The 26,223-nt window shown below is 46.7% G+C and carries 18 protein-coding genes and 1 pseudogene; 9 read left to right on the top strand and 10 right to left on the bottom strand.

Annotated elements, in window-relative coordinates; all coding sequences use genetic code 11:
- Positions 1-134: 134 nt before the first annotated feature.
- Together OZ401_RS13255 and OZ401_RS13250 are read left to right on the top strand one after the other, a co-directional pair.
- Complete coding sequence (locus OZ401_RS13255) at positions 135-1,085, top strand: ketopantoate reductase family protein (protein WP_341470949.1); 951 nt, start codon at positions 135-137, stop codon at positions 1,083-1,085.
- A 105-nt stretch (positions 1,086-1,190) separates the two neighbouring features.
- Positions 1,191-1,970 carry an SDR family NAD(P)-dependent oxidoreductase gene (locus OZ401_RS13250; protein WP_341470948.1) on the top strand — a complete coding sequence of 260 codons (780 nt, stop codon included), beginning with the start codon at positions 1,191-1,193 and terminating at the stop codon, positions 1,968-1,970.
- Positions 1,971-2,019: 49 nt separating this feature from the next.
- Here the strand turns inward: OZ401_RS13250 and OZ401_RS13245 are convergent, their stop codons facing one another.
- The gene (locus OZ401_RS13245; RefSeq protein ID WP_341471853.1) at positions 2,020-2,886 is read right to left on the bottom strand and encodes a cation diffusion facilitator family transporter; all 867 of its coding nucleotides are present in this window, start codon (positions 2,884-2,886) and stop codon (positions 2,020-2,022) included.
- A 280-nt stretch (positions 2,887-3,166) separates the two neighbouring features.
- Here OZ401_RS13245 and OZ401_RS13240 point away from each other — a divergent pair, with 280 nt between their 5' ends.
- The 4 genes and pseudogenes from OZ401_RS13240 (at position 3,167) to OZ401_RS13225 (ending at position 10,883) form a co-directional block, all read left to right on the top strand.
- Positions 3,167-5,479 (top strand): phospholipid carrier-dependent glycosyltransferase, encoded by a 2,313-nt coding sequence (locus OZ401_RS13240; RefSeq protein WP_341470947.1) that lies wholly within the window; start codon positions 3,167-3,169, stop codon positions 5,477-5,479.
- A gap of 2 nt (positions 5,480-5,481) precedes the next feature.
- Complete coding sequence (locus tag OZ401_RS13235; protein WP_341470946.1) at positions 5,482-7,716, top strand: hypothetical protein; 2,235 nt, start codon at positions 5,482-5,484, stop codon at positions 7,714-7,716.
- Positions 7,717-7,849: 133 nt separating this feature from the next.
- Positions 7,850-9,526, top strand: coding sequence for an ABC1 kinase family protein (locus OZ401_RS13230; RefSeq protein ID WP_341470945.1), 1,677 nt, complete (start codon positions 7,850-7,852; stop codon positions 9,524-9,526).
- A 170-nt stretch (positions 9,527-9,696) separates the two neighbouring features.
- A pseudogene (locus tag OZ401_RS13225) lies at positions 9,697-10,883 on the top strand (IS256 family transposase).
- A gap of 125 nt (positions 10,884-11,008) precedes the next feature.
- Here the strand turns inward: OZ401_RS13225 and OZ401_RS13220 are convergent.
- From OZ401_RS13220 to OZ401_RS13210, 3 genes are all read right to left on the bottom strand, one after another.
- Complete coding sequence (locus tag OZ401_RS13220; RefSeq protein WP_341470944.1) at positions 11,009-11,281, bottom strand: hypothetical protein; 273 nt, start codon at positions 11,279-11,281, stop codon at positions 11,009-11,011.
- Between the two features lie 75 nt (positions 11,282-11,356).
- Positions 11,357-12,448 (bottom strand): IS4 family transposase, encoded by a 1,092-nt coding sequence (locus OZ401_RS13215; protein ID WP_341470943.1) that lies wholly within the window; start codon positions 12,446-12,448, stop codon positions 11,357-11,359.
- A 746-nt stretch (positions 12,449-13,194) separates the two neighbouring features.
- Positions 13,195-13,332, bottom strand: coding sequence for a hypothetical protein (locus OZ401_RS13210; protein WP_341470942.1), 138 nt, complete (start codon positions 13,330-13,332; stop codon positions 13,195-13,197).
- 88 nt (positions 13,333-13,420) lie between these two features.
- Between OZ401_RS13210 and OZ401_RS13205 the strand changes: the two genes are divergently transcribed.
- Positions 13,421-14,552 (top strand): IS3 family transposase gene (locus tag OZ401_RS13205; RefSeq protein ID WP_425607600.1). Its coding sequence is split into 2 segments (ribosomal slippage): positions 13,421-13,713 and positions 13,712-14,552, totalling 1,134 coding nucleotides; the frame shifts between segments, so codons are not numbered across the junction.
- A 456-nt stretch (positions 14,553-15,008) separates the two neighbouring features.
- Here OZ401_RS13205 and OZ401_RS13200 read toward each other — a convergent pair.
- The 4 genes from OZ401_RS13200 to istA all read right to left on the bottom strand — a co-directional run bounded on the left by OZ401_RS13200 (position 15,009) and on the right by istA (position 19,196).
- A complete protein-coding gene (locus OZ401_RS13200; RefSeq protein ID WP_341470941.1) occupies positions 15,009-15,563 on the bottom strand; it encodes a cyclic di-GMP-binding domain-containing protein, MshE-related in 555 nt (184 codons plus the stop codon).
- A gap of 725 nt (positions 15,564-16,288) precedes the next feature.
- Positions 16,289-16,546: an N-6 DNA methylase gene (locus OZ401_RS13195; protein WP_341470940.1), complete on the bottom strand. Its 258-nt coding sequence runs from the start codon at positions 16,544-16,546 to the stop codon at positions 16,289-16,291.
- A gap of 332 nt (positions 16,547-16,878) precedes the next feature.
- Positions 16,879-17,676 carry an IS21-like element helper ATPase IstB gene (istB, locus tag OZ401_RS13190; protein ID WP_341467826.1) on the bottom strand — a complete coding sequence of 266 codons (798 nt, stop codon included), beginning with the start codon at positions 17,674-17,676 and terminating at the stop codon, positions 16,879-16,881.
- Positions 17,673-19,196 (bottom strand): IS21 family transposase, encoded by a 1,524-nt coding sequence (gene istA / locus OZ401_RS13185; RefSeq protein WP_341467827.1) that lies wholly within the window; start codon positions 19,194-19,196, stop codon positions 17,673-17,675. Before istA ends, istB begins: the two co-directional genes overlap by 4 nt.
- A 487-nt stretch (positions 19,197-19,683) precedes the next feature.
- On the opposite strand from istA, the gene OZ401_RS13180 reads away from it, so the two are divergent.
- On the top strand, positions 19,684-21,048 hold the full coding sequence (locus OZ401_RS13180; protein WP_341470939.1) for an IS110 family RNA-guided transposase: 1,365 nt from the start codon (positions 19,684-19,686) through the stop codon (positions 21,046-21,048).
- 277 nt (positions 21,049-21,325) lie between these two features.
- Here OZ401_RS13180 and OZ401_RS13175 read toward each other — a convergent pair.
- Positions 21,326-22,481 (bottom strand): IS3 family transposase gene (locus tag OZ401_RS13175; RefSeq protein WP_341470938.1). Its coding sequence is split into 2 segments (ribosomal slippage): positions 21,326-22,204 and positions 22,206-22,481, totalling 1,155 coding nucleotides; the frame shifts between segments, so codons are not numbered across the junction.
- A gap of 69 nt (positions 22,482-22,550) precedes the next feature.
- Between OZ401_RS13175 and OZ401_RS13170 the strand changes: the two genes are divergently transcribed.
- Entirely contained in the window at positions 22,551-24,020 is a 1,470-nt protein-coding gene (locus OZ401_RS13170; RefSeq protein ID WP_341470937.1) for a PA14 domain-containing protein, read from the top strand.
- A 955-nt stretch (positions 24,021-24,975) separates the two neighbouring features.
- Here the strand turns inward: OZ401_RS13170 and OZ401_RS13165 are convergent.
- Positions 24,976-26,199, bottom strand: a complete 1,224-nt coding sequence (locus OZ401_RS13165; protein ID WP_341470936.1) for an IS110 family RNA-guided transposase — start codon at positions 26,197-26,199, stop codon at positions 24,976-24,978.
- Positions 26,200-26,223: the final 24 nt, after the last annotated feature.

Raw genomic sequence — 26,223 nt, 5'->3', positions numbered from 1 at the left:
AAATGCCTTGCTTGTGCCAGTCAGTATGAATTACTAGATATATGGAATTGGTGGCTTATTTCTTGCAACGATTCCTGTCAAAGCTTACAATTGAATAGAGGTCAGTAGCTACCAGACAAAGAGGGAGACATATCATGAGGTTTGCGATTTTTGGTACAGGCGCAGTAGGCGGTTATGTAGGTGGTTTACTTGCCTTGAACAATCATAAGGTAAGTTTCATTGCCCGAGGGGCGCATCTGGCGGCAATTCGAGAGAAAGGTCTAACCCTGCGCTATATCAATCAAGGCGAAGTTAAGACTGATGTACTCAAAGTGTTTGCTACCGATAACCCGGAAGAAGTTGGCGAGGTTGATTATATTATTTTCGGGGTAAAGGCTTTTGATACTATCGAAGCGGGTAACATGTTGCAGCCCTTGATGGGACACGAAACCGCCATTATAACCATTCAAAACGGTCTGGATGCACCCCACCAACTCTCGATTTTGTATGGTAATGATAGTGTAGTAGCCGGGGCAGTGCGAGTTGAGGCAACGCTAGGCGAGCCGGGTGTGGTGATAAAGTATGGACCTGCCCGTGATAGTAGCACTTTCGAGGTAGCCGAATTAAGTGAGGTGCGTACTACCCGGATGGAAAAATTCGTGGAATTGCTCAACGCTGCGCATATCAAAGCTACTCTCAGTGACGATCCCAATATGGTACTTTGGACTAAATTTCTTGCGCTTGCGCCTACCGCTGCCCTTACTGCTACGGCACGTGCGCATGGTGGTGAGGTTTTCGGCTTTGAACTTACCAAACAGCTTTATGCCGCGCTGGTAGATGAAGCTGCCGCAGTTGCCAATGCGGAAGGAGTGCATTTTGCGCCTGAAATGGTAGAGAGAGCCAAACACCCCCTCTTCCCACTTGATACTGCCTTCAAAAGCTCGCTACAACGCGATTTTGAGAAGGACCACCACACCGAGGTTGAGGCACTGCTAGGGGCATTGGTGAAACGCGCCCACAAATATAATGTGCCTGTACCTCATTTTGAAACGCTATATGCTTTGTTGTCGCTCTCGGCAAAGGTCGGTTATCACTATTCGGCATAAGATTTAAAAGGGCATTTTCAAAGGTGATTTTGAAAGTGCCCAAATACAAACAATAGGCAGTCCGCATTTCAGTTATAAATAGCTTGGGTTGAAAGGCGGTGAAAAATGGGCAGTAAGGGAGTCGCTCTGGTAACAGGCGCATCTAGCGGAATCGGTGAAGAATTTGCGCGACGGTTGGCAAAGGATGGCTATGATTTAATTCTAGTGGCGCGGCGGCAACAAAAGCTCGAAGCGCTTGCCCATCAGCTAGAGACTAATAATAAAATCAAAGTTGAGGTTCAGGTCATAGACCTTGCCTCTCCGGTTGAACTTGAAAAACTTGAAAAACGTGTTTCCGAAGTATCCGACTTAGTACTATTGATTAACAACGCCGGGTTTGCCACAATGGGTAATTTTGCCGATATGACACCTTCCAGCCAGAAAGGGATGGTACACACCCATATTATGGCTACCGTTGGGCTTACTCGCGCCGCCCTACCGGGTATGATAGCCCGCCGCCGAGGGGGTGTTATCAATGTTGCTTCAGTTGCCGCCTATGCCCCTTACCCCGGTAATATTGTTTATTCTGCCACCAAGTTATTTCTGATTAATTTCACCAGAGGTTTAAGAGTTGAACTGGAGGGGACTGGCGTAAAAGCGGAAGTGCTGTGTCCCGGTTTTACCCGCTCAGGCATACATGATAGCGAGGAATTAAAAGCATTTAGGAAGCTTCCGAATTTCTTATGGCTGGATGCCGGAAAAGTGGTGGATGAAGCTTTACAGAGGTTGGGCGGCAACCGTACAGTAGTGACGGTGGGTTTTAAGTATCAATTGCTGGCAGCAGTCAGTAATAGCCCACTTACTCCCTTTAGTTTGTGGATGATGACCCGGATGAAAAAAACATAATCAGCCGACATCTTAAGTCAAATTCAACTTTATCGTATTCGAGTTTGCGCTAATTTCTGGCGTTGGGATTAGCGCAAAAAATCTGGTTCAATTCGCAAGATTCGCTTTCGATTTGCAGCGTGGCATGGTGAATATGGTATTGTTCTTCTAGCATATGGTTGATGTCATGTACCGTTCGGTTCGCATCTTGCAACGAACATTCGCATTGTACTATCAGGTGGCAGGATAGCACCTTATAATCGCGCCCAATCGTCCATACATGCAAATCATGCACATCTTCCACATTCGGTTGCTTCATCAAGTCTCGCACCAGACTGGTCATATCCAATCCGTCGGGTATCCCTTCCAGCAGAATGTTGGTTGCCTCTTTGATAATAGTCCAACTTGAGACGAGAATAAAAAGCCCGATAAGCATTGAGATAAGAGGGTCGGCATAACGCCAACCTATTACGATTTCAATCAGCCCGGCAATGATAACTCCTACCGAAGCGGCGGCATCACCTACGATATGCAAATATGCGCTACGAGTATTGAGGTCATCTTTTGAATCGTGGTGCAACAACCATGCCACCGTGAGATTTATAATCAGCGCGATACACGCCACGCTCAGCACCGTCCAGCCTTGCACTTCCGGCGGTTGCATAAAACGCTGCACGCCTTCGTAAAAGATGTAAATCGAAATCAAGATAAGCGTAACTGCGTTGATAGTAGCTGCCAGTATTCCGGCGCGATGATAACCGTAGGTTTTACGGTGGTTTGGGGCACGGCGCGCAATCCGAAGTGCCCACCAACTAAAAGCCAACGCTAGCGCATCGGTCAGGTTGTGTCCGGCATCGGAAATAAGCGCAAGGCTATTAGCCATTAACCCGGCTACCAACTCAATTACTACAAAACCTGCGGTGAGGGCAAAGCCGATTTTAAACGCTGCCCCGCTAAAACTGTGTTGATGGTGGTGGTGGTTATGATCGTGCGTATGTTCATCTAAGGTAATTTGTTGAGCCAGCGCATTTCTCCTTTTATGCTTTCCCTTTTATTTTAAGCTCATATGCTTATAACCGCAACATGCAATAAAGTATCTTGCAGGAAAATTTCTGAAAGCCGGGAAGTTTGTTATATAATGTGGCGGTGTCGGTACAATTTCAGTATTTTGAGCTACCTATTTGAATTACTAATGATGTTACGAGGTTAAGCTGGTTTTGCAAACGGAATCCAAGCCCATCAAAAATGAACCCGATAAAGATAAGGAATCTGGTAAAAAGCCTACCCGCAAACTTCTACCCGTGAAAATCTTGAACGCAGGGATTGCGCTATCATTTGCGGCTTTACTCTTTCTATATATAAGTAAAAACTGGGAATTATATGACCGGATTCCGGGCGGACGCAAACTGCTGTTTGGAGTAATGGGGTTGGCGTTGGTAGTGACGGTGGGCGGTCGGTTGTATGAGGCGTTTGGTATTGCACAACTGCTTAAAACTCCCCTGTTGCTATGGCAAAATGTCAAAGTACGTGCGGCTGTTTCTGTAATTGGGCTAACATTGGCGGCTTTGGCATTGCGCTTGTGGAGTATAAACTTTGGGTTGCCCTATCTGGAGCAGGTGGACGAGTGGGCGGTGGCAGATCGCGCCCTACATATCGTCCAAACCGGGAATTTTGACCCACTCGATTACCGTAACCCTGCGCTGCCTGACAATGACCGACAGGCTTTTACTTACCCAAGCCTGTACACTTATCTGCAAAGCGGGGTTTTTGCTGTGCGTTTTCTGGCGGGTGTGGCGGGGGATAAATACACCGGAACGGGTGGGCTGGATGTACTAACCGTCAAACCCGATTTCTATCTGTGGGGGCGCATACTCACTGCAATCTTGGGTGCGGGTACGGCGCTGCTGGTATTTCTGGTGGGTTCGCGCTGGTACAACCGCAAAGTGGGGTTAACGGGTGGGCTGTTTCTGGCATTTTTCTATCTGCATGTGATTAACTCGCGCTACATTACCACCGATGTACCCAGCGCATTTTTCGCAGTTCTACCCTTCCTGTTGATTCTGCCAATCCTTAAAGGTAGCGAGAAAAAATGGCTATATCTGGCAGCCGGAATCCTGTGCGGGTTGGCAATTGGCACGAAATATAATAACGCCCTGATTATTTTGCCGTTGGTGTTGGCGCACTTGTTGGGTCGTTCCCCTCGTAAGTGGATGAACTGGAATTTGCCGTTGGCAGGAGTGGGGACTTTTGCCGGGTTCTTTATTTCCTCTCCTTTTATCTTTTTCCATCTGCCAAATTTCCTGACCGATATTGCCGCAATCATCAACCATTACCAGAACAGCGGGCATCCCGGCTACGAAGGCGAAAATAACTGGCTGTTCTACTTGCAGGCGCTTGGACAGAACAATTTGCTGGTGCTGTGGTTAGGGCTAGGCGGAATCGCGTTGGCTTTTGCGCGACATCTCAAGCAGGATGTAACGCTGTTAGCTTTCCCGCTGATTTCCTTCCTGCAATTATCCTCTTACAAGGTGAATTTCACTCGCAACCTGATGCCGGTAATACCTTTTCTGGCAATTTTCGCGGCGGTTGCGTTAGTGTGGTTGGTGGAAATAGCCCTAAAATATTTGCCGGGAACGTTTGCTCGTTATAACCGTTTTGTGCTGGCAGGGTTGAGTCTGGTAGTGATTTTATTCCCCGCTATCGATATTGCTACACACGCCAACTTGAACGCACAGCCAACCGCCCGTGTCCGCGCCACCGAGTACATTGAAAAGAACCTACCAGCCGGGTCAAAACTCTATATTGAGCCTTTCTCGGTGGAGTTGCTGCCGCGCAATAATTACCGTCTCGAAGGCGGAAGCGCATTGAAATATCCGCCGGAATGGTATGCTGCCAATGGCTTTAACTATCTGGTTTTGAGTGAGGCATACCATAAGGAGTCGCGCACTACCGGGAAAGATTCGATTAAAGCTGCCTACAACGCCCTGATTGACGGTCCGCGTCCGGCGGGCTTGCAACTCGAACAGGATTTTGAGGTAAACGGGACGGATAAGCCGGGAGCGCGGGTTATTATCCTGCGAACTACGTTGAAAACGGTATCGCGCAACCTACAGGATTACCAGATTCAACGCGCAACTGATGTTAAACTCGGCAACGACATTCATCTTATCGGAGCGGACTACCCCGATTCGTTACAAGCCGGGGGCACTTTGAACCTTGCGCTGTACTGGCAAGCAATTAACGAACCTCCGCGTAATTACACCGTTTTTGTACATTTGCTGGATGAGAACGGCAAGATTGCCAGCCAACTGGATTTGCCACCACTAGGCGGGACACGCCCTACCTCGTTATGGCGACCGGGCGAAATTACCAGAGATGATTACCCGTTGCCGTTGCCTGCCAATCTTGCAGAAGGTAACTATAGAATTGAGGTGGGGATGTATGAGCCACCTAACGGTGCGCGCCTGACCTTAACGGATGGCAGCGACTCAATTGAGGTGGGGACGGTGAGCATCCTCAAGGCAAATTAGAGATGTTGAAACTGCAAACGGCAACTACCGCTAAACTTTCCACGCTTAGGCGCGAGCTTATAATATTGGGCGGTTTTGCCTTGATGGCGCTGTTGTTCACCTTCCCTTTGATTGTCCGCTTTATGGTTGCCGTACCGGGCGAGGATAACAAGGATTCGTGGCAAATGGTCTGGAACCTGTGGTGGGTGCGCCACGCCCTTGAAACCGGACAAAACCCTTTCCAGACCGACCTGCTCTTTTATCCGATTCAGCCAAGATTGGTTTTGCACGCGCTCAACGCTTGGAATGGCTTTGTGAGCTTGCCGGTGCAATACCTTTTCGACTGGTTAGGTGGGGCAGCACATGGTGCGGTTGCCGCTTATAACTTCATAGTGCTGCTATCGTTCACGCTTGGCGCATACGGGGCGTATCGGCTGGCGTTGTGGCTGTGGGGTGACTGGCGAGCAGGACTGGTAGCAGGGGTGGCGTATGGTTTTAGCACCTTCAACTTTGACCATTTGCTCGGACACCTCAACCTGATTTCCACCGAGTTCATCCCCTTTTACATCCTGTTCCTGCTCAAAACCCTGACCGAGCAAGAGAAATGGGTACGCAATGCCACCCTGACGGTGCTATTTCTAATTTTTAATACTTTCCTCGATTTGCAGTTCGTGTTATATCTGGGAATTTTCAGCGTCTTGCTGATGCTGTATCTAACGGGGAAACTCTTGTGGCGACGCACCTTTTCTGCCATCGTGCCGTTATTTCTCAGAGCGGGGGCAATCGCGCTGGCTTTTGTACTTTTGACCTTGCCATTTACTATTCCGCTAATACAGGATATTGCCAGCAACCCTAACGCCGTACCTAAACGCGAGGAGAATATTTATAGCGCGGATTTGCTAGCTTATCTCTATCCTAGCCCTTTTCAGCCGCTGTGGGGCAATGCCCTGAAAGTGGCGGTGAAGCCTTGGACAGCCACACTGATTGAGAAAATCGTCTTTCCCGGCTACACCGTCTATCTATTGAGTTTGCTTGGGGTAGCAATTGTGCTAGCGCCGATCCTGAGAAATAAATTACAACCTAAAACTTTACATAATAAATTGACTATTAACGTTGGTGCGGAATTTTGGCTGTTGGTGGCGGTACTATTTGCGCTTCTCAGTTTTGGTCGCAGGCTGCACATCAACGGAGTCGAAGTCGGTCCGCCTTTGCCAGCCTCGCTTATCTTTGATATGCCAATACTGAATGTGACTCGCGTGCCTTCGCGCTACGCTTTGTCCGCGTTGCTAGCGTTAGGTTTGCTGGCGGCGTGGGGTCTGGCTAAATTGCTGGCGCTGGAGATTGGCTGGAACAAGCGCAAACTAGGTCAGGCGAGTTTGGCGGGTTTTTTCTGCCTTACGCTGGCGTTTGAGCTTTTCCCTGCGCCCTACCAGATGACCGAATACAATGTGCCGCAGTTTTATCGCGAACTGGCAAAAGACCCGGCTAAATATTCCATTCTCGACTTGCCCGTGTCGCAATACGAAACCTCCTATATGGAGGCGCAGATGGAACACGGCAAACCGCTCTTGGGGGGCTATGTATCGCGCAATCCGGCTTACTTTATATTGGACGGTGTACCAATCTTTCGCGAGTTTCGCAACTTTGAGACCGCGCCGAAGCCCGATATTTTGCCAGCGCAGACGCTTTCTCTCGATACGCTGCGCTATTTCAACGCCCGCTATGTAATTATTCATGAAGAGCGGGTGCAATCGCGCAGTCAGCTTGATAAATTGCTGGCGTTGGCTTATCGTCTGTTTCCGCAAGGACCTGTTTACGCCAAAGAGGGCTTGCAAGTATTTGAAGTGCCAACCGGAGTACCAGAAAACGTTTTCTTCTACTACCCGCTTCTAAGTAGTTGGAATGAGGCGGAGAATGACCCCAAAGGCATGGTCTATCGCTGGGCTAAGGAGAGCGAGGCAAAGATTGAGTTCTGGTGCGGTCAGCCCCGCCGCCTAGAATTGGAGTTCCCCGCATGGAGTTTCCACGAAGCACACTCGCTGGACTTATATCTGAACGGGGTGAAGTTGCCAAACGGAAGCCGTAGCATCAGACTTGAGCCGCAAAACGTGCTGGTAACGCTGGATTTGCAAGCAGGTCGGAATATTTTGACTCTGAAAATAGGCGGTAAAGCCAATCGCCCTTCTGATTTTGCGCCCGGTCCCGATACGCGCTTGCTGACCATTGCGGTTGGGACGATTCGTTTTTTGAATCCCTAAAATAAAAAGACTCAATTCGCCACTTATCTTTAATTTTCCTACACACTAAGCTTGAACAAAAATTAGTATAATAGGCGGGTGTTAAAACGAGGGGATTATCAAATCCCTAATTTTATAGAGCTAGAAAAGTAATATGAGCGCAAATTTTAACTATAAATCTCCTATCAGCTTGAAGCAACGCCGCAACCGGATTATCCGGTTATTTCGCTGGTTGCTTTTAGATATTACGGTGGAAAAAGCGCAGCGTACCGTGCTGGGCAAAAAATGGGTGGAGCAGCGTACAGTTGCACGCAATCGCCGCCGTGCCATCCGCTTTCGTGAAACCGCTATTGAATTGGGCGGGGTTCTGATAAAGCTAGGGCAGTATCTGAGCGCGCGCTTTGACCTGCTGCCGGACGAATGGATTGAGGAACTGAGCAAGTTGCAGGACGCTGTGCCCTCGGTTGATTTCGGCGAGTTGCAGCCGATTATCGAGAAAGACTTTGATGCGCCCCTTTCGGAGCTTTTCCAGAAAATTGATTCTAAACCGCTTGCCAGCGCCTCGCTAGGGCAGGTGCATGAGGCGTGGTTGCCGGATGGACGGCATGTGGCGGTTAAGGTACGCCGCCCACGTATTGAAATCATTATTGAAGCCGATTTGGAAGCCCTGAACCGGGTGATTGATTTTTTATCACGCCGTACTGACTTGGGTAAACTCGCAGACTTGCGTGGTATCGCCCGCGAATTTAACGTAACTTTGCGGCGCGAATTGGATTACGTGGAAGAAGCCAATAACGCCGAAGCTATCAAGCAAAATCTCAAAGATTTGAAAAGGGTATATGTGCCTGAAGTTATCAGGGAGCGCAGTAGCAAGCGGGTATTGACCACCGAATTCATTGACGGCATAAAAGTTACCAATTTCGCCGCGCTTGAGGCAGCCGGAATAGACCGTTACCTGACTGCGCGGGTGCTGGCTAATGCTTATCTCAATCAGATATTGATTGACGGTCATTTCCATGCCGACCCTCATCCCGGCAATTTGCTGGTTCGCAACAACGGCAGCGGTGTTGAATTGGTATTTCTTGATTTCGGCATGGTCGGCGTTATCGAGCCGAAAATGAAAGCCGGACTACGCAAACTCGTTTTCGCCGCAGTAAACCGGAATGTGGATGGAATAGTAAACGCCCTAAACGATCTCGGCTTCATCAAAAAACCAGAAGATGAGGATAAAGTGCGGGTGGCGGTTAGCTTTGTGGTGGATAAGTTCATCGGGATTAATCTAGGACAATTGAAGGAGATGAACTTCCGCAAGGCTTTTGAAGAGGTAAACTATATAGTTTATAGCCAGCCGATTTACCTGCCAGCCGATTTTTCTTTCTTGAGTCGTGCTTTGGAAACTCTAATTGGTTTGTGTACTAATCTTAGCCCCCAACTGGATTTTATTGAGGAGGCAAAGCCTTTCCTGAAACGGGCAGTGCTGGACGACTCTTCCAAAAGCAATACAGGCTCTGTTAAACCTGAACCGGAGAATAGCGCTTCGAGTGATAGCTCAGGTTTCCTCGAATATATCTTTAACCCTGTATTTCTGGAACAAGTGCGCTCTACTGTGACCCAAATTGTGACCTTGCCGCGCGACCTGAGCAACACCCTTGAAAGATTGGAGAGGGGGCGGGTACAGGTTCAGTTCGAATCTAAAGAGCTAAAGCAAATTGTAGAGCGAATGGAGCAAGAGAGTCGCCGTACACAAGGTTTTATGGTAGGCATGTCGGCATTGCTTTCCGCTATTCTGCTGTGGTGGGGGGCGCGAAACTTTGGCACAAAGCGTCAGTAATGCTCGCTAGAAGGGTTTAAATTAGTGTGTGTAAATGGAAAAAGCTGCTGCTACAATAAAGCAATTAAAACCAGCTAATAAGGAGAAAACCATTTATACCAGACAGCAACCAGAACTCGAATTCAAAAAAGAAGCAGACCCAGGAGATTATTCAGGCATCCTTACCACCCATGGAGTTAATCCAACAACAGTTGGGCAGTGCCAAAAGTATGGACGATTTCTTCGGCAAAGAAGGCATCCTTTGCCGGGTTTTCGGCCATACCCTCGAAAAATTGTTGGAAGCTGAACTCACTGACCACCTCGGCTACGACAAATACGAAGCGGCAGGTCGAAACAGTGGCAACTCGCGCAACGGCAAAATCAACCGCTCCAGCGCCGGTGAAACCGAAATAGCCGTGCCCAGAGACCGTAACGGGGAGATCGAACCGAAGCTTCTTAAAAAGTACGCTCACAATACCAACGAGCTCGAAGAGAAGATTTTGGGCTGCTATGCCAGGGGTCTTTCCACTCGTGACATCCAGGAGAGCCTGGTCGAGATGTAGGGCATGGATGTCAGTGCAGCGACCATTAGCACCATCACCGACAAGGTGTGACCTCTGGTGGAAGAATGGCAGAACCGGCCTTTGGCAGCTACCATACCATCATCTACCTGGATGCCATTTTCATCAAGCTGCGGCGAGAAGGTAAGGTCGAAAATGTGGCTGTGTACAATGCCCTGGGAGTAGACCTGGAAGGACGGCGCGACATTTTAGGTCACTGGATTGGGGAAGGCACCGGCGAAGGAGCCAAATTCTGGCTGAGTGTGTTAGGAGAAGTCAAGGTCCGAGGAGTAAGAGAGATTTTCATTGCCTGCGTGGACGGATTTAGCGAGGCGATTGCTGCTGTCTTTCCCTACACCGAGGTTCAGCGCTGCATCATTCACCAGATCCGGGCCAGCTTGCGGTATGTGGTCAGCAAGGACCAAAAACCGTTTATGGCCGACCTCAAACTTGTCTACAAAGCAGCCACCCGAGAAGAAGCTGAGGCTAATCTTTTGGCTCTCAGCGAGAAATGGGACAAGAAGTATGCGGTGGCAGTGCGCAGTTGGGTCAGCGGTTGGAGCGAATTGTCGACTTATTTCGACTATACGCCTGAAATCCGGCGCTTAATCTACACAACGAACAGCGTCGAGGGGTACCACCGCCAGTTGCGCAAGGTGATCAAGACGAAGGGAGCTTTTCTAACTAAAGAAGCAGCCAAAAAGCTGCTTTACCTGGCTTACCGCAACATCACGGCGGACTGGACCATGCCGGTGCCTAATTGGACCAATATTTTGAACCAACTTTCGATCTGTTTTAAGGAAAGGGTGGCTATTTGAATTCGCAGTCAATTCCATTTACACAGCACTATTGACATACCCCTTGCGTCTTTCTCGCATAACTTATATCCTTCTGGTGTATGGCTTTATCAATAGAGAGAGTGTATATAGTTGTGGATTGTCACTTACCAATTATTCTCATCCAACAACTCTAGGTTCGGAATACTCCAGCCTTCAGACCTAAGTTGCTCTGCCTTTACGTTATAGGTTAACACCGCGATATTAAAAAGGGTTTTTTGTTCTGCTGTCAGATTAAAGATTTTCTGGCGCATTTCGGTTAAATGCGCTTTTTGATTTAGCATTTCTACCAGTGTTCGGTAAAGCTCAACCGCATCTTCTTGAGTAAAGGGTTGATGTATAACCTGCTGAGTATCTACTACTTTAGACGGTTCTTGCATATCAGTTTCTCCTTTTATCCCGTAAAAAGCTTGAACAGGTTCCATTGTTTACAAGTTATTTGCCACCGTACACATTTAAATTAGCTCCAAGGAAAAAGGAATAAAAGCGACGGGAATAGGCATAGAAAGATTAACAAAATGGTCTAGCAAGGCTAAACCGAGTGAAAATAAGCTCAAATCACAGCGGTCGGTGCGGTGAATTATCTTATCCCAGCCTTCCACTATGCTTACTGTGCCAAGATATACCAGCCATAAATAAGCTAAACAAGCCACCAGTAGCAATCGCCCTAAGCGGTCTGGTTCACTCAAGTGACTTCGTTCTAGCCGAAACCCTCGACTTTTGCTATCCGAAAAGAATGTCTCAATCCTAAAGCGTTGCCGATAGTACCACAAGGCTTCATTGCCTAACTCAAAATTAGTGAGCAAATATATCGGCTCGTCGTAACCCTTTTGCCACCAGCCTAACGCTGTAATAAGTCCATATTCGGCTTTAGTAAAAACCGTGTCGTTTATCTCGACTAAAGAGCCAGGTATCAAGGCTAAACCACCAAAACTAGTGCGAACATCGCCCAGCCACACCCAGCTATTTTTGGCGGTGCGACATACATAGTGCCAACCATATCCTTGCAACTGACTTAGAAAGAGTTGACCGTCAAACTCACCATCCCCTACCAGCACCACCTTGGTGTGAGTTGGGATTAAGGGCTGCACCTGTTTTATCAATTCCAGATGACATTGCTCCTTCAGATGACCCTTTTTGCCCCTCACCACTAGATAGCCGAGAGGTAAAGCCCGTCCCTGGTAGACTACGTTCACCATTAATGCCATACAACCTTGACCTACCGTACTTCCATCTATTGCCAATACCACGGTGATATGTGCTAGTGAGGCAAGTAGCGCCCTGGCAAAGGGAGCAAAGAAACTGGCATGGTCTACCCGTTCATTTTGGATTAGCCGGCTAAACTGCTTGATTTGGCTTTCCCGTTTAGCCTGACTGGGAACTTTGCTGGCTATGGCGGACAGTTGAGCGTTTCGTGCGCCTACCAGTCCACTAACCATCGCTATTAACACCTTAAGGTATTGTGCTTGCCTACCAGTCGGGGCTTTCTCAAAGAATTGCAGCATTCCGGCTTTTATGGCACTATAGCGGCGGTGATTGTCACTCATTGGTATTCCTTTCTTTGTCTAATTGGCGTTAGATTGAAAGTTTACCATATTGCCAATCACCTACTTCCCACTAGAACTTCTTTTCTGTACGGTAGCAAAACAAGTTAAGGAATCTAAAGGCTTGTCAAGCAAAAAAGATAGATTTTCAGACCAATTTTGCACCAATTTTGTCATCCTGAACGAAATGAAGGCTCTGATTAACAACAAAAGTTTCTTCGTTGCCCTCAGAATGATAATCTTTACGGACTAATTTTGTCCGTAAACCACTACAGCAGGTGCTAAAAATACTTTTTCCCACCTGCTAGTAGTATCGAAAATTGGACAAAGTGTTCTTTTGCTGGCTTTCCTAACACTGCTAAAGATTTGACAAAGCCAGAAAAACCTTAACTTGTAACTGATGTATCAGGTTCCTTTTTTTATCGAAAAAGGCTCACTTATGACTTTTAGTTGTCACAAGTGAGCCTCCAGTTTTCCAGTCAGCTCTTTATTTTTTTCTCACGTCACCCAAATTTTTGGCTATTGCCATCTTAAAAACAGATCGCAAGAGTTATAAAAATTCAGAATATTTTCGGCATCAACTTTTTGATGGTGAAAGTTTAGCAAATGTCCCAACTAGTGTCAATAGGTTTTAAGATTGTTTTATAAGTATGCTTATCAACTTATGTAAGATTAAAATACATGGGTTTTAATTGTTCAGGACTGGTATACAGAATAATGGATTTCTCTATCCTTCCATAACTGCCTCCTCAAGCTAAACGCTCAAGGAATTTCTTGATTGCGGAAGTTTGCTGTTCTGATTCTATTAGGAAAGAATCATGCCCATAAGGTGCTCGCGCTTCTAGGTATTCAACATATCGCCCACCTTCCTGAACCGCTTTTACCATTTTCTTGCTCTGGTAAGGGGGATACAGTATAATGGCGTAGCAAATCCGGACAATCGGTGAGGATTAAGGAAGGTGTATACTAAAAACTATGACTACACCCAGAAAGAAATACTCGCCGACTTTTAAGGCTCAAATTGTCCAGGAACTCCTCAAAGAGGAGCAAACTCTAACCCAGATTGCTTCGAAACATGGGGTTCATCCCACCCAGTTGAGACGCTGGCGCGAAGCAGCATTAACGGCGATGCCTGCTAATTTTGCAGATGAAGCCCAGTTTCAGAAGCATCTGGCAGCCATCAATGAGCAACACGACAAAGAAAAAGAAAAACTTTACGCTGAAATCGGTAAGCTAACTATCCAGCTTAACTGGCTGAAAAAAAAAGTTGAAAGTGTCGGTATCTCGACCGAACCGTCTGAGCCTGGTCGAACGGGAAGAAAGTGAATTGGCCCTTTCCACTCAGGCCCACTTGCTACAAGTGGCACGGTCGAGCCTTTATTACCAGAAAACTGAACCTGGCGATTTTGAAATCGAGCTCAAGCGACGTATTGACCTGATCTATACCGACTATCCTTTTTACGGTTCACGGCGCATTACCTGTCAGCTCGGCCAGACTGGCTTTGCGGTTAATCGCCGGACAGTCCAGCGTTATATGCGAGAAATGGGCCTGGAAGCCATTGCTCCCGGACCAAATTTATCGAAGCGTAATCACGAGCATAAGGTTTATCCGTACCTGTTACGCAACATTGAAGCCAGCTATGCCAATCACGTTTGGGGCATTGACATAACCTATTTGCCGTTGCGTAAGAGTTGGGCCTACCTGGTTGCGATCATTGATTGGTACAGCCGCTATGTTGTAAGTTGGGAAGTAAGCGAAACTTTAGAACAACCTTTTGTGACACGGGCGGTTGAGCGAGCTTTGAATAGAGCTCAACCTGTGATTTTTAATAGCGATCAGGGCAGTCACTTTACCAGCCCGCACTACACCCGGTTGGTAGAAGCAGCCGGCAGCAAGGTCAGCATGGACGGTAAAGGTCGGGCCTTAGATAATATTTTCACCGAAAGGCTTTGGCGTTCAGCAAAGTGGGAAAATGTTTATTTAGCCGATTACGCAAATACCGCTGAAGCTACTGTTGGGTTAGGCGAATATTTCGATTTCTATAATAATCGCCGACCGCATCAGTCGCTGGATTACCAGACTCCAAGTAGGGTTTACTTCGGTTAAAAACACTGACAAAGGGAATGACGACTTCGACCTTATTCAATTAGTAAGGAGCTAACGACCTTAAACTATCTTAACCGATTGTCTTGACCACCATACAGCCAATCGCTGCTAAATTGGTTATATATAAGTCGAGCTAAGAGGGTGTAGGATATGGTAACAAACCAGTTAGGTAAGGTAACAATTCAAGTAGCACAATTGGCAAGGCTCATAGCTTAAAATAATAACACCTGAGCAAGAACTAACCCAACTTAGCTCGAGTTTGTACAAATTTACAAATAGCTTGTGGGTTGAACTCAATCTAAATGCAGAACTTTCTATAGCTTTTCAGGCATCCCGTTTTACCCCGCTTGCTTGAAAAGTCTTAAGTTCAACCGTTGCAAGCATCAAACATACTTGCGTATTTCTCTAAAAATGCACAGATTTTTGAAAAGATATACAGATTGCACATCCTTTATTTCATTCCCGGAAACGATGATTATATTCTCCGCGATGTTCTTGTAAACCTGCCTCAAGTTGTGATTGGCTCAGGTAGCCTAGTTCAACTAGCACCTGTCCCACCAATTTAGGGCTGCCACGTTGTATCAATTCCCGATGACGTTTCAGCGCTGATTCTAGCTGTTGCCGCGTAATATAGCCCTGCCCTAATAAAAATTCACCCAAATATGGTACTACTGCATCTTTTACTTTAGCGCGATGGTCTGGCGTCATACGGTGCCAAAGGTTAAGCGAATTAGAACCAGATACCAAAAGCTCAAGTTCCTCTCGCCTTTTTTTTGCTTGATCTAGATAACTACGTGCAATATCATTACGTGGATTGCGAATCAGCACTTTCTCTAGTAATTCTACCGCTTCATAGGCATCATCGGAAAGCCAAGCAAGCCATAGTAGTGCAGTTTCATTATCAGGATCAATACTTGTGGCATGCCGGAAGTAGGTACGGGCACGACTTTTGCTACCGTTAGTTGCTTCTTCAACTCCGTGATTCAAAAGGGCAAGCAAATCGCTATCCATATACATACCTCTCCATAATCCAAGCTAGTTTAGTAGTTCAAATATTCTACATACACATTTTTGGTATGTCAACAGTGATTTCCATTTAGAACTTAACAATTGTATAAAAAATCACAAATTGCTGATAGGCAGAAGGTACTAAAGTAACAGTTTTCAGGCAGGGCGTTTCAGAGATTAACAAAACAAGCAAAAGTTTCGATTCGCTAAAATGATAGTGACTAAATAAACCAAAGTAGCGAAAGGAAGCAAGTGGGCATTGCACAGACCGTGGGGTACAGGCATAGCGCATATAACTATACCAACCATCGTGTATTGCAGTTCCATCAAAAGCCGGTAAAATCCCGATCTCGTCTGTAGCTTTTTTACTACCTCGCCGTAAATGATGAGCATAATGTGGCGTGCTGGCTACGTGCAGCCAAGTGGCGCCTGCCTTCTAAGTACAACCCGGTTTCAATCGCAATGTAACACTTTGAACTGCCTTAATCGCTTTTTCTAGCTCGGATAATTGTTCGTAGCATTCCCTGATCATATTGACTAGGCTGCCAGGTGAAAGACTTTCGCTGTAGATTTCATTAAGTAGTTCGCAGATCCGGGCATAAGTGCAGTTCCTTCTTCAGTTCTTGGTCAAGGGTACCAATAAGTTAGAGCATGCGTCTAGGGCAATGGGGCCAGCCTTCACTATCATAGGTCAACACATCAGAGGGAGTGTGCTTTTCCAGCAGGTATTAGACCAGAAAGCCGCGTGTGCCTGCCGCCAAATCGCCGATGCGCTCGTTGGGTTTAGGGTCAATCATCTGCACCATCAGGCGAATAATATGGTGTGGGGTGCGGAACTGCCCGTTACGTCCTACCGTGCTGAGCAAATACTCGAACAGGGCGCCCTGTACATCCTCATTTTGAGATGAAATATCCATCTGGTCGATCATGCGGCAGGCTTCTATAAGCAAGCTGACTTTGTTAAATTTGAACTCGGCATTCTTCATGTCACTACCTTTGCACTTTAAAAAGAATCATACGCGTAAATAGGTGGCTACAAAGCAGATATTAGCCCCCTGACGAAACTGTTGTTCTAACTAACGCAACAGGTTTCGTCGATGTTGACTTTGGAGCTCATTGCGGCATTCGCCCCAACTGTTGTAGATTGCGGTTGTCAAGACCTAATATTCCGGGCTAAAAATGCATCTGAATTTAACCCACTTTTTTAAGAAAAAGCTCCAGGCAGTGGCCTGTCGCACGCTGGCGTTCGCACAAAAGCCAAGCTTTTGCGCTCAACCAGCTCTTATTAGGCTGAAATAATCTTAGCCTCTTGAAATCTTTAAGAACCAGTTCCCGCTTCCGGTTTCTTTTCTTCTGGTGGAAGTTGCCGACGCTCTAAGCCGTAACTCTCCTTTCCTAAAGTGCGGTAACTGCTACCTCTTAAATAAAAAACTTCTCCGTGATGCAATAAACGGTCAATAATCGCCACCATCAAGGCAGTATCACCACCCTCGATCAGTTCGCCCCAGTTAGAAAGGCTTTTGTTACTGGTAATGATCGTAGCACCTCTGAGGTAACGTCCGCTGATCAGCTCATATAAGGCCGGACCTACACGTGCGTCCATCGGTAAATAGCCCAGTTCGTCTAATACCAACACCTGACATTTCAAAAGCGGCTCTAAAATCCTGGCTATTTCCTGGCGAGTGCTAGCCGCAATCACTTGGTTCGCCAGTTGTTGAGCCGTAATGAACTTTACGGTGTAACCCAACTGCACCATCTTAATTCCGGCTGCAATCGAAAGATGGGTTTTCCCAAGCCCACTTGCCCCGATTAGGAGTAAATTCCCAGCTTTTTCTACAAAACTGCTGTCGAAATAGCGTAAAATCACGCTGCGCTTCAGTTCCGGGTGGCGACTGAAATCGAATTGTTCCAGGCTGGCTTCAAAAGGGAAACTGGCTGAGTGCAAACGCTTTTTGAGTTGGTTCTCCTGACGAGATAGCAACTCTTCGCTTAACAATTCTTCTAAAAACTCCCCGTAATCCATTCCGGTTTCGCGTGCCCGTTCAATCCAATCGCTGTATACCTGTTTTACCCTGCCCAGTTTTAGGCTGGTGAGTTTATGTTCCAGACTATTCATCCCACCGCCCTTTCTATTTCATTTTCCTCAGGTATGGCCGAAAAACGGTTGGCCACCAGTGGTTCGTATTCACTGAGTAGCCGTTCCACCGCTGGTTGAGTGGGCTTGAGGGTAGCGGCATTACTGCCTGAACCCGCTGGCTTGAGTAATAAACCCTTGAGATATTCCGCCCCGTAAAGCTGTTGTTCCGTTGCCAATTCCACCGCCGCCTGGAATTCTTCCAGCCCTACCTGCTGGGCCAGCGCGTATAGTTGGTGGATTTGTTCACTCATGGTGGCTCTTTGCCGTCGACAGATTACCGCCACATACTGGTACACTTGCGGTCCTAAATTTAACAACCAATCCCGCCACACCATGGTTCTGGCTCTGGGTTTGATCTCAAAAGCTTGGGTGTAATGTTCCGGTATTACTAAGCGGCGGTTTCGGGAATAACAACGGGGGTGCTGTGCCACCAGTTCCGTACCCCGCCATAACTTCAGCCATTCCCGATGTATCCGGGCTGTCAGGGTTTGTCCCATTAGTTCCGCCGGTACGCTATATTTGTTGGTCTCAAAAATGACTACCCCTTCCCGGTTTACCACCAGGCTGGTAAATAAACCGTAATCCCGGGCACTAGCAGGCAATGGGCTGAAGTGTTTACGCTCTATTTCCAGTAAGCTACCCGGAATTTCCCCGGTCGCTGCGCATGTACGCTCGTAATTCACTACCCCTAACCATTCTTCCAACTGCCTTACCAGATCCGCCGCATCGTAGAATGTACGACCAGCTAGAAAATTGTTTTTGGTATACTTTACCAAATTTTCTACGGCACCTTTCTGGTTTCCGCTGGCCGGGGCACAGGCTTCCGGGTGAAACTCGAATTCTAGTGCCAGTTTCTGCCACACCGGATGCCACACTGGTTGGTTCTTTTCATCTCGCCTCAGTACCACCGTCTTCATATTATCCGTGGTAATTACCCACGGTACTCCCCCCATCCGGTTGAGGGCTTCCACCAGGCAGCGCACCAGCGTTTCTTCGGCCATATCTTTCTGAAAGCTCACATACATAAAACGCGAGTATTTCAGCCGGGCACAGAAAAAGTAGAAGGTTTGGGGTACACTATCTTGTTTACTGAACAGCACTCCCCGAATTTCACCCCAGTCTATTTGCAAAAACTCTCCAGGTAAGCCCTCAAAACGTATCTGTACCTGATGAGCCTGGTTCTCTCTGGCTTTTTTGAGCTTGCGCACATAGTCATAGAAGGCGGTGGGTCTGCCACAGTAGGGCTGTTTGGGATCTTCCCACGCTAGTTCCAGCATTCTTTTCACTTGTAGTTTTTGTTCTAGCCAGCCTTCAATCTGTTCTTTGAAGACTGCCACACTACTTTCACGATTGGGGCGGGTTTGTACCTTGTCGCTAGGTTCATTTAGCACTCTTTTTACGGTACGGGCATCATGTTGCACTTTGCCCGCAATTACGTTGTAGTTGTCCCCTCGTTTCCGGTGGTACTTTATTGCGCTTCTGGCCATAACTTCTAACATCTCCTTCTCGTAGCTCCTCTCTTCTCACCCTTCTTGCCAATAGTGTTGCTAGAACAACTATTCTACAAAATTGGTCTTCTAAGAGAAACCCAAAACGGCATTTTTATCCCGGAATCCTTTTCCTTTCCTTCCCGTATTCTACACCTGTGGTGTGCTCGTGCATTTGTATTGCTACAACAGTCACTATGTAACTTTTCATGTGACACCTTTAAGCATGAAAATGGATTTTAGGGGTTCTAATTAATAGATAGTGTAGCGGCTCTATGTTATTCTAAAAAGGTAGAGTTGGGCGAGAGGTCGTTAATGGATAATGGTGCTGCTAGCCTGGACAACAGTCGGACCGGAATGCCTTTGAGCACCTTTAATTGTTGCCAATGCTTTGGTTAAACAGAAGCAGTTGAGCACGCATAGCAGAGTTCTTTTTACTGGGCATTCAACCAACCCTACTTAACGAGTAACTATATCTAACTTAGTAAGTGAGGTAAATATGCTGGTGCTTCATCCCTCTTGTGCTGGTCTGGATGTTCATAAAAAGAGCGTAGTAGCCTGTTGCCTTAAGCTGGAAGCAGATGGTACCCAGCTTCAAAAAACTCGAACCTTCGGCACTACTACGATTGAGCTTCTGGAACTGTTGGATTGGTTCTCACAAGAGGAAGTTACGATTGTAGCGATGGAAAGTACCGGAGAATATTGGAAACCAGTGCATAATATTTTGGAGGGTCAACTTGAGATATTACTGGTTAATGCTCAGCACGTTAAACACGTCCCTGGTCGCAAAACCGACGTTCTAGACGCGCAATGGTTGGCAGAATTACTTCAGCACGGTCTCTTACGAGCTAGTTTTATTCCACCACGTGCTCAACGTGATCTGAGGGATTTGACCCGGCAGCGCAGCAATCTGGTCAGGGAACGTGCCAGTGTGATCAATCGTCTACAAAAGGTTCTGGAAGCGGCCAACCTAAAACTGGCTAGTGTAGTTTCAGATATTAGGGGAGTATCCGCCAGGCAAATGCTAGAAGCTATCATCGCTGGTGAAACCGACCCACAAAAACTGGCGGAACTGGCACGTGGTAGAATGCGTGCCAAACGAGCTGAATTAGCTAAAGCTCTGAAAGGCCAGGTTCGAGATCAACACTGTTTCCTACTCACCCAGCATTTAGCCCATCTTGATTTCCTGGATGAGCAAGTTGAGATTTTCAGTTCTGAGATTGAACGACAATTGAAAGAGGGTCCGTCGGTTAATTTGGTCAGTCCTGACCCTGCTACTAAAATAGGTCAAGCTCTTGAAAGTAGTCAGAATAATTTCACTCCAGACCCCAGCACCCCAGCTACCGCTGTAGCTACGTTGAATTGGGAAGAAGCAGTGGCTTTATTAGATACTATTCCTGGAATTGACCGTAAAGTAGCCCAACTGCTTATCGCTGAAATAGGTATTGATATGAGCCGTTTTCCCTCAGCCGCACATCTGGCTAGTTGGGCTGGAGTGGCACCGGGCAATAATCGGAGTGCCGGAAAACAATTGCCGGGACGTATATCTTCTGGAGATCGACCAGTACGAAAGGGTTTAATTCAAGCTTCTCACGCTGCTGCAAAAAGTAAGAAAAGTTATCTGGGAGCACTCTACACCAAGCTAGCGGGCAGACGGGGTAAACGCCGAGCAATTATTGCAGTAGCGCATTCCATTCTGGTAAGTGTGTATTATATGTTTATTCGAAAAGAAGAGTACAAAGAGCTTGGCTATGATTACTTGGACGAACGCAAACGTGGCACTATTACTAATCGGTTAATTCGGCGGTTAGAGCGGTTGGGTTATCAGGTTAATCTTAAAAACCCTGAACCCAAATTAGCTTGATCATTTTTCTGACCGCTTTCTCTATTTGGTTAGGGGGAAACCGGATTTTCATAGCAGATCTCAGCGTATCGCAAAAGATTGTCAGCAACGAACAACTAAACTCAGTGTATATGAGGAGCAAATAGAACGGTATTTATCCCTAATTAAACTGCCTCTAGATTATCAAGAACGAATCCTTGAAATGACCCAGTTTGTCAAGACAAAAATAAAAGCTTGGTTAAGGAGTGATACAGTCCTTTCTATAGAACTAATAATGTTAAATAGCTAGTAACTCTTTTTAGCTCTTTAACATAATTACTGGTGTCACGGTATTGAAATAAACCTGAGCCGGTGTCTGATATTTCAAAGCCTGATGAGGTCGAGTATTATTGTAGAAATCGAAATACTCACCAATCCCTAGCTTTGCTTCTTTGGGGTTCTCAAATTGTGCTAAATAAACACACTCATATTTTAAGGAACGCCAGAGCCTTTCGGTGAAAACATTATCTAGTGCTCGCCCACGTCCATCCATACTTAACTTTACACCTGCGCCCAATATCAAAGCAGTGTATTTAGGACTGGTAAAATGACTACCTTGGTCACTGTTAAAGATCTCCGGTTTTATCTTCGCCAACGCTCGCTCGGTAGTTCTAAGCACAAAATCGATTTCCAAAGTATCAGATAATTCCCAACTTACCACATATCTGCTGTACCAGTCGATGACAGCCACCAGATAAAGCCAACCGTGTTTGAGCTTGATATATGTGATGTCGGTACCGAATACCTGAGCGGGTCTGGTTATAGCCAGGTTCCTTAAGAGATAGGGATATACCCGCTGCTTTTGATCTCGTTTCGAAAGATTAGGACCAGGATAGATTGCTTCTAGCCCCATCTCCCGCATATAGTTTTGCACCGTTTTGCGGTTGAGGTGCTTGCCTTCCCGCAGTAATTGTTGATGAATTCGCCGATATCCATAAAAAGGGTAAACGGTGTAAATCTCATCAATTCGGTGTTTGAGCTCAATTTCTCGTTCGGTTGGTGCTACTGAGCGGTAGTACAAACTGGAACGGCTAATTCCTAGCAACTCACTTTGTTTTGAGAGTGAGAGTTCAGCTTTTTGGGTTTCGATTAGGCTTAATCTGACCGACCTGGGCAAAGCCTGCTTCACTTTTTTTTCCTAACCACCTGAGCGGTGTAGTCAGGCGACCTATTTCGGCGTAAAGTTGTTCTTTTTCTTGTTCGTACTGTGCGGTCAGCAGCGCGATTTGCTTCTGAGTACGCTCATCAAAGGATTGTGGCAGACCTTTTAGAGCCAGTTGTTTCCATTTAGTGAGCATATTCGGATGAATACCATATTCAGAAGCTATCTGGGTAAGGGTTTTATTACCTTCCAGCACTTCTTGCACTCTTTGAGACTTAAATGTGGGTGAATACTTTTTTCTAGGTGTTGTCATGTTTTTAAGTATACACCTTACCAAACCCTTTTTAGTTGTTCAGTTCTTCTGGTTCATTATACCCTCAAATTGACCCTCACCGATGGCTATTATGCCACACCTGCCAGCCAGACTGATATTAGGCTGGGCAGCGCTTTATTGGCAACTACCACCACTTTAACTGCTACACCCAACCCTTCTAACGTAGGTCAGGAGGTGCAACTGACTGCTATTGTCGCATCTAGCGGAGGTATGCCTACCGGCTCAGTTGAGTTTAGGGATGGCGCAACTTTGCTGGGAACTGTTAACCTAAATGCGGGTACTACCACTCTCAAGCTCACTACCATGACTGCTGGCGACCACGTGCTCACCGCGGACTACAGCGGGGATACCAACTTTAGCGCGAATGACTCAAATACGGTTACGCAGAAGGTGAATCCGCTTGTTCCCAACGCTTTGGTCTTTTCCACCCAACCGGGTGGGGCAGTTGCCGGGAAATCTTTTACCACGCAACCGGTGATTAAAGTAGTGGATTCTGCTGGTAATCTGCTCAACTTAAGCGGTCAAGTTACTATTGCTCTCAAACCCACTACCAATAGTTCCCAAGCGAAGTTGAGCGGTATAACTACAGTCAATATTAGCAACGGTATTGCCACTTTTACAAACCTCTCGATTGATCTAGCAGGTACGGGTTATGTATTGGTTGCTACATCTCCAAACCTGACCACTGTGGAAAGTCAGCCGTTCGCAGTGGTTTCTACCGATACCTGTCCCGGTGTACCACTTGGGCGTTTATGTGCGCAGTATTTCAATAACAGAACCTTGCAAGGCAGCCCGGTTTTATCAAGATTTGAAGATAGAATTAACTACGACTGGGGCAATGGTAGCCCTGACCCGAAGGTTAATAAAGATAATTTTTCTGCCCGCTGGCAAGGTAAATTCAACTTTGAAGCCGGAACATACACTTTTCGGATAGTAACCGACGATGGTATGCGCTTATATGTGGATGGAAAACCACTCATCAACGTGTGGTGGGATCAGTCAAAAGACTCGTATCAAACCGACCTCCAATTCAAGACTGCCGGAGTGCACGAAATCAAGGTTGAATATTATGAGCATCTAGGTAAGGCAGTAGCTAAAGTTAATTGGTTCCTCAACATCGCCTCATGTAGCCAGGTAAGCGTGGGTCAGTTTTGCGCTTCCTATTATAATAGTCGGGATTTGAGCGGGGTTGCGGCTCTTGTTCGAGCGGAAAGTAATATAGATTTTGATTGGGATTGGGGTAGCCCGAAAGCGGGTGTAATCCGCAATGATAACTTCTCGGCGCGGTGGGTCGGACAATTTCAGTTCAACAGTGGGTTATATACTTTCCAAGTTAACGCAGATGATGGTATCCGGGTGTATGTGGATGGAAAGCTACTGATAAGCCAGTGGAAAGATCAACTTGCCACTGAATACACTGCTCAAATCAACCTGTCAGGAGGCTTGCACGAAGTGAAAGCTGAGTATTATGACCATTTCGGGGAAGCTTCAGCTATACTCAATTGGTCTAAGAACTAAAACCAGCTCGGATAAGGTGCAAGAAGCCAATGCAAAGGAGGATTACTGAGAAAGTTAAGTTTTGACACTTGCAATTAGTTTGTTGTGAAAGGCTGCCCCAAAAGATTGCTGTATGGAGATTTAGGGGTAGTTATACCGATAAGGAGAAAAGTAAAGCCCCAATTTAAGAGGAATTAAATTTATAACGCCGAAGTAGACCAACCACCCTACAAGCCCCAAACCTGCCGCCTAGTACTCTGTAGTGGTTGGTCGGATGAGGCGGGTGACCGCCCACAGGGTGGTCACTTATCTTCCAGTCTACCTTAACCTAAAAATCCCGACCTTGGGGTATTAAGATGAACGGAACAGGAACCAACGGGACAGTGTGAAAATTGTAACAAAATATGGGATTGGCTATAATCCTTGCACATATTCATACTAACCTACATAACCAGACTGGAAAACCCTGCCTGAGGTTATCCAGGAAATGATTGCCGGGGATTTCTACCATAAACCTATAAGTACCGACGAGAGGTCATAATATTTAATTTCCTTCCTGAAATTTACGAAAAATGCTTATGGTTATTTGCCAAAACCGGGTAATTCTAGGCTTAGCGAAAGGAAAAAAAATGATTCCTGAACTATCTGCACTACCACGCAAATTTTCCAGAGTTGCTTTTTTTACCACAACCTTTATGTTACTGGGGCTTTTGCTGCTGCTCACCCAGGAACAGGATACGTGTACCGATGAGTTAAATTGTCAAGGGGTCAGAGGCTTGGATTTTGAAAAATTATAACGCCGAGGGAGTGAAACAGCCCATTGCTTCTATCTACGTTAGCCCCTCCCCACCGACTGTTTCACGGACGCAGGCGCGGCGCTGAATAAGCGCCGTTTTTCTTTTTTTAAGCACACACAAAACAAACCTGGTTGAAAGTAACACAACCAGCCAGCTTTACGTTTAGATTGTTCTCAGCGCTAACCAGCTACTTCCGTGGCTCGCGCTGCTACCAGGGTGTAAGCTTGCCCATTCCAGTTGAAACTGCTTATTTTATCTTCCAACTTCAAACATTGAAGCTTTTGGAGCAGGAATTCTCGAGTAGTCAACTGACCTCGCCCTTCCAATTTCAATTTGGCACCCCAGTTCATTAGTTTGCGGGCTACCAATTCCGGTTCAGCATGACAGTCTACTTGCTGTTTATGCAAAACGTGCCAGGCTGCCACTAACAGCTTTCGGGCTATCGCCACAATCGCTTTGCCTTTTCCCAGGTGAATACTTAACCGCGTATACTCCTCTTTCCAATAGTGACTACACTCCACTGCCGACCAGGCCGCTTCTAAAAGAGCCCCTCTCAATTCGCTGCGGCCCTGTCGGGTTATTGAGCCAGTTCGGCAGACTTGTCCACTGGCGTACACACTGGCACCCAGGCCACTGTATCCCACCAGTTTTTTAGGGCTCTCAAATCTGGTAATATCCCCAATGGCCGCCAGGATGGTCATCACCGTGACTATCCCGAAACCTGGCAGTTGTATCAGAAAAATAGTCTGGGAAGCCCATTGCTCAGAACAACTCAAGCGCAGAAATTCTGCCTCGATTTCTCCTATTAAAGGTTCCAATTCTAGGAGTAGCTTCCAGGCTTGCCTGATTTGTAGTTTTTCAGCATGGGACAGCACCAGATTTTCCCACCAGCTTAGATTTGCTTCTGAGAAAGGATTGCCTTCTGGTGGAAACAAATTATGTGCCATAAGTCGAGCGTGCAAGCGATTGCGACATTTGGTACGTTGCTTTACCAAGATGTTGCGTTGCGCTACCAAAGAACGCAAATCTCGTACCGGCTGAGGTGGCACCCACACGGCTGGGATCAGAGCTGCCGCGTGAAGTTTAGCCAAGTTGAGAGCGTCTCTGGCATCAGTTTTAACTTTGGCCTGTGCAATCAGCTTAACCTGCAAGGCATTGGCGATGGTGACGGAAGCCACTAGAGGTTGGAGTTGGTCATAGAATTGCCAGGCATTGCCGGTAGCTTCCAGCACTACTCGATCAGTTGGATAGAGATTTTTCTGGCACCAGTTTTCGAATTTCTCCAGGGTAATTTTTCTGGGCTGGAGTAAAATTTTCTGTTCGGCATCCACTGCTGCTGCAACTATACTACGTTTACTAACATCGAAAGCCACGAAACGTGGAGAAGAGGTTACCTTAGTCATTGTGACCTCCTTTAATATAGAAGG

The organism is Candidatus Chlorohelix allophototropha, from assembly GCF_030389965.1.
In the GTDB taxonomy this organism is placed as follows: Bacteria; Chloroflexota; Chloroflexia; order Chloroheliales; family Chloroheliaceae; genus Chlorohelix; species Chlorohelix allophototropha.
Note: the sequence above shows the minus strand (reverse complement) of the source record. Positions and strands in the feature narration are given on the sequence as shown.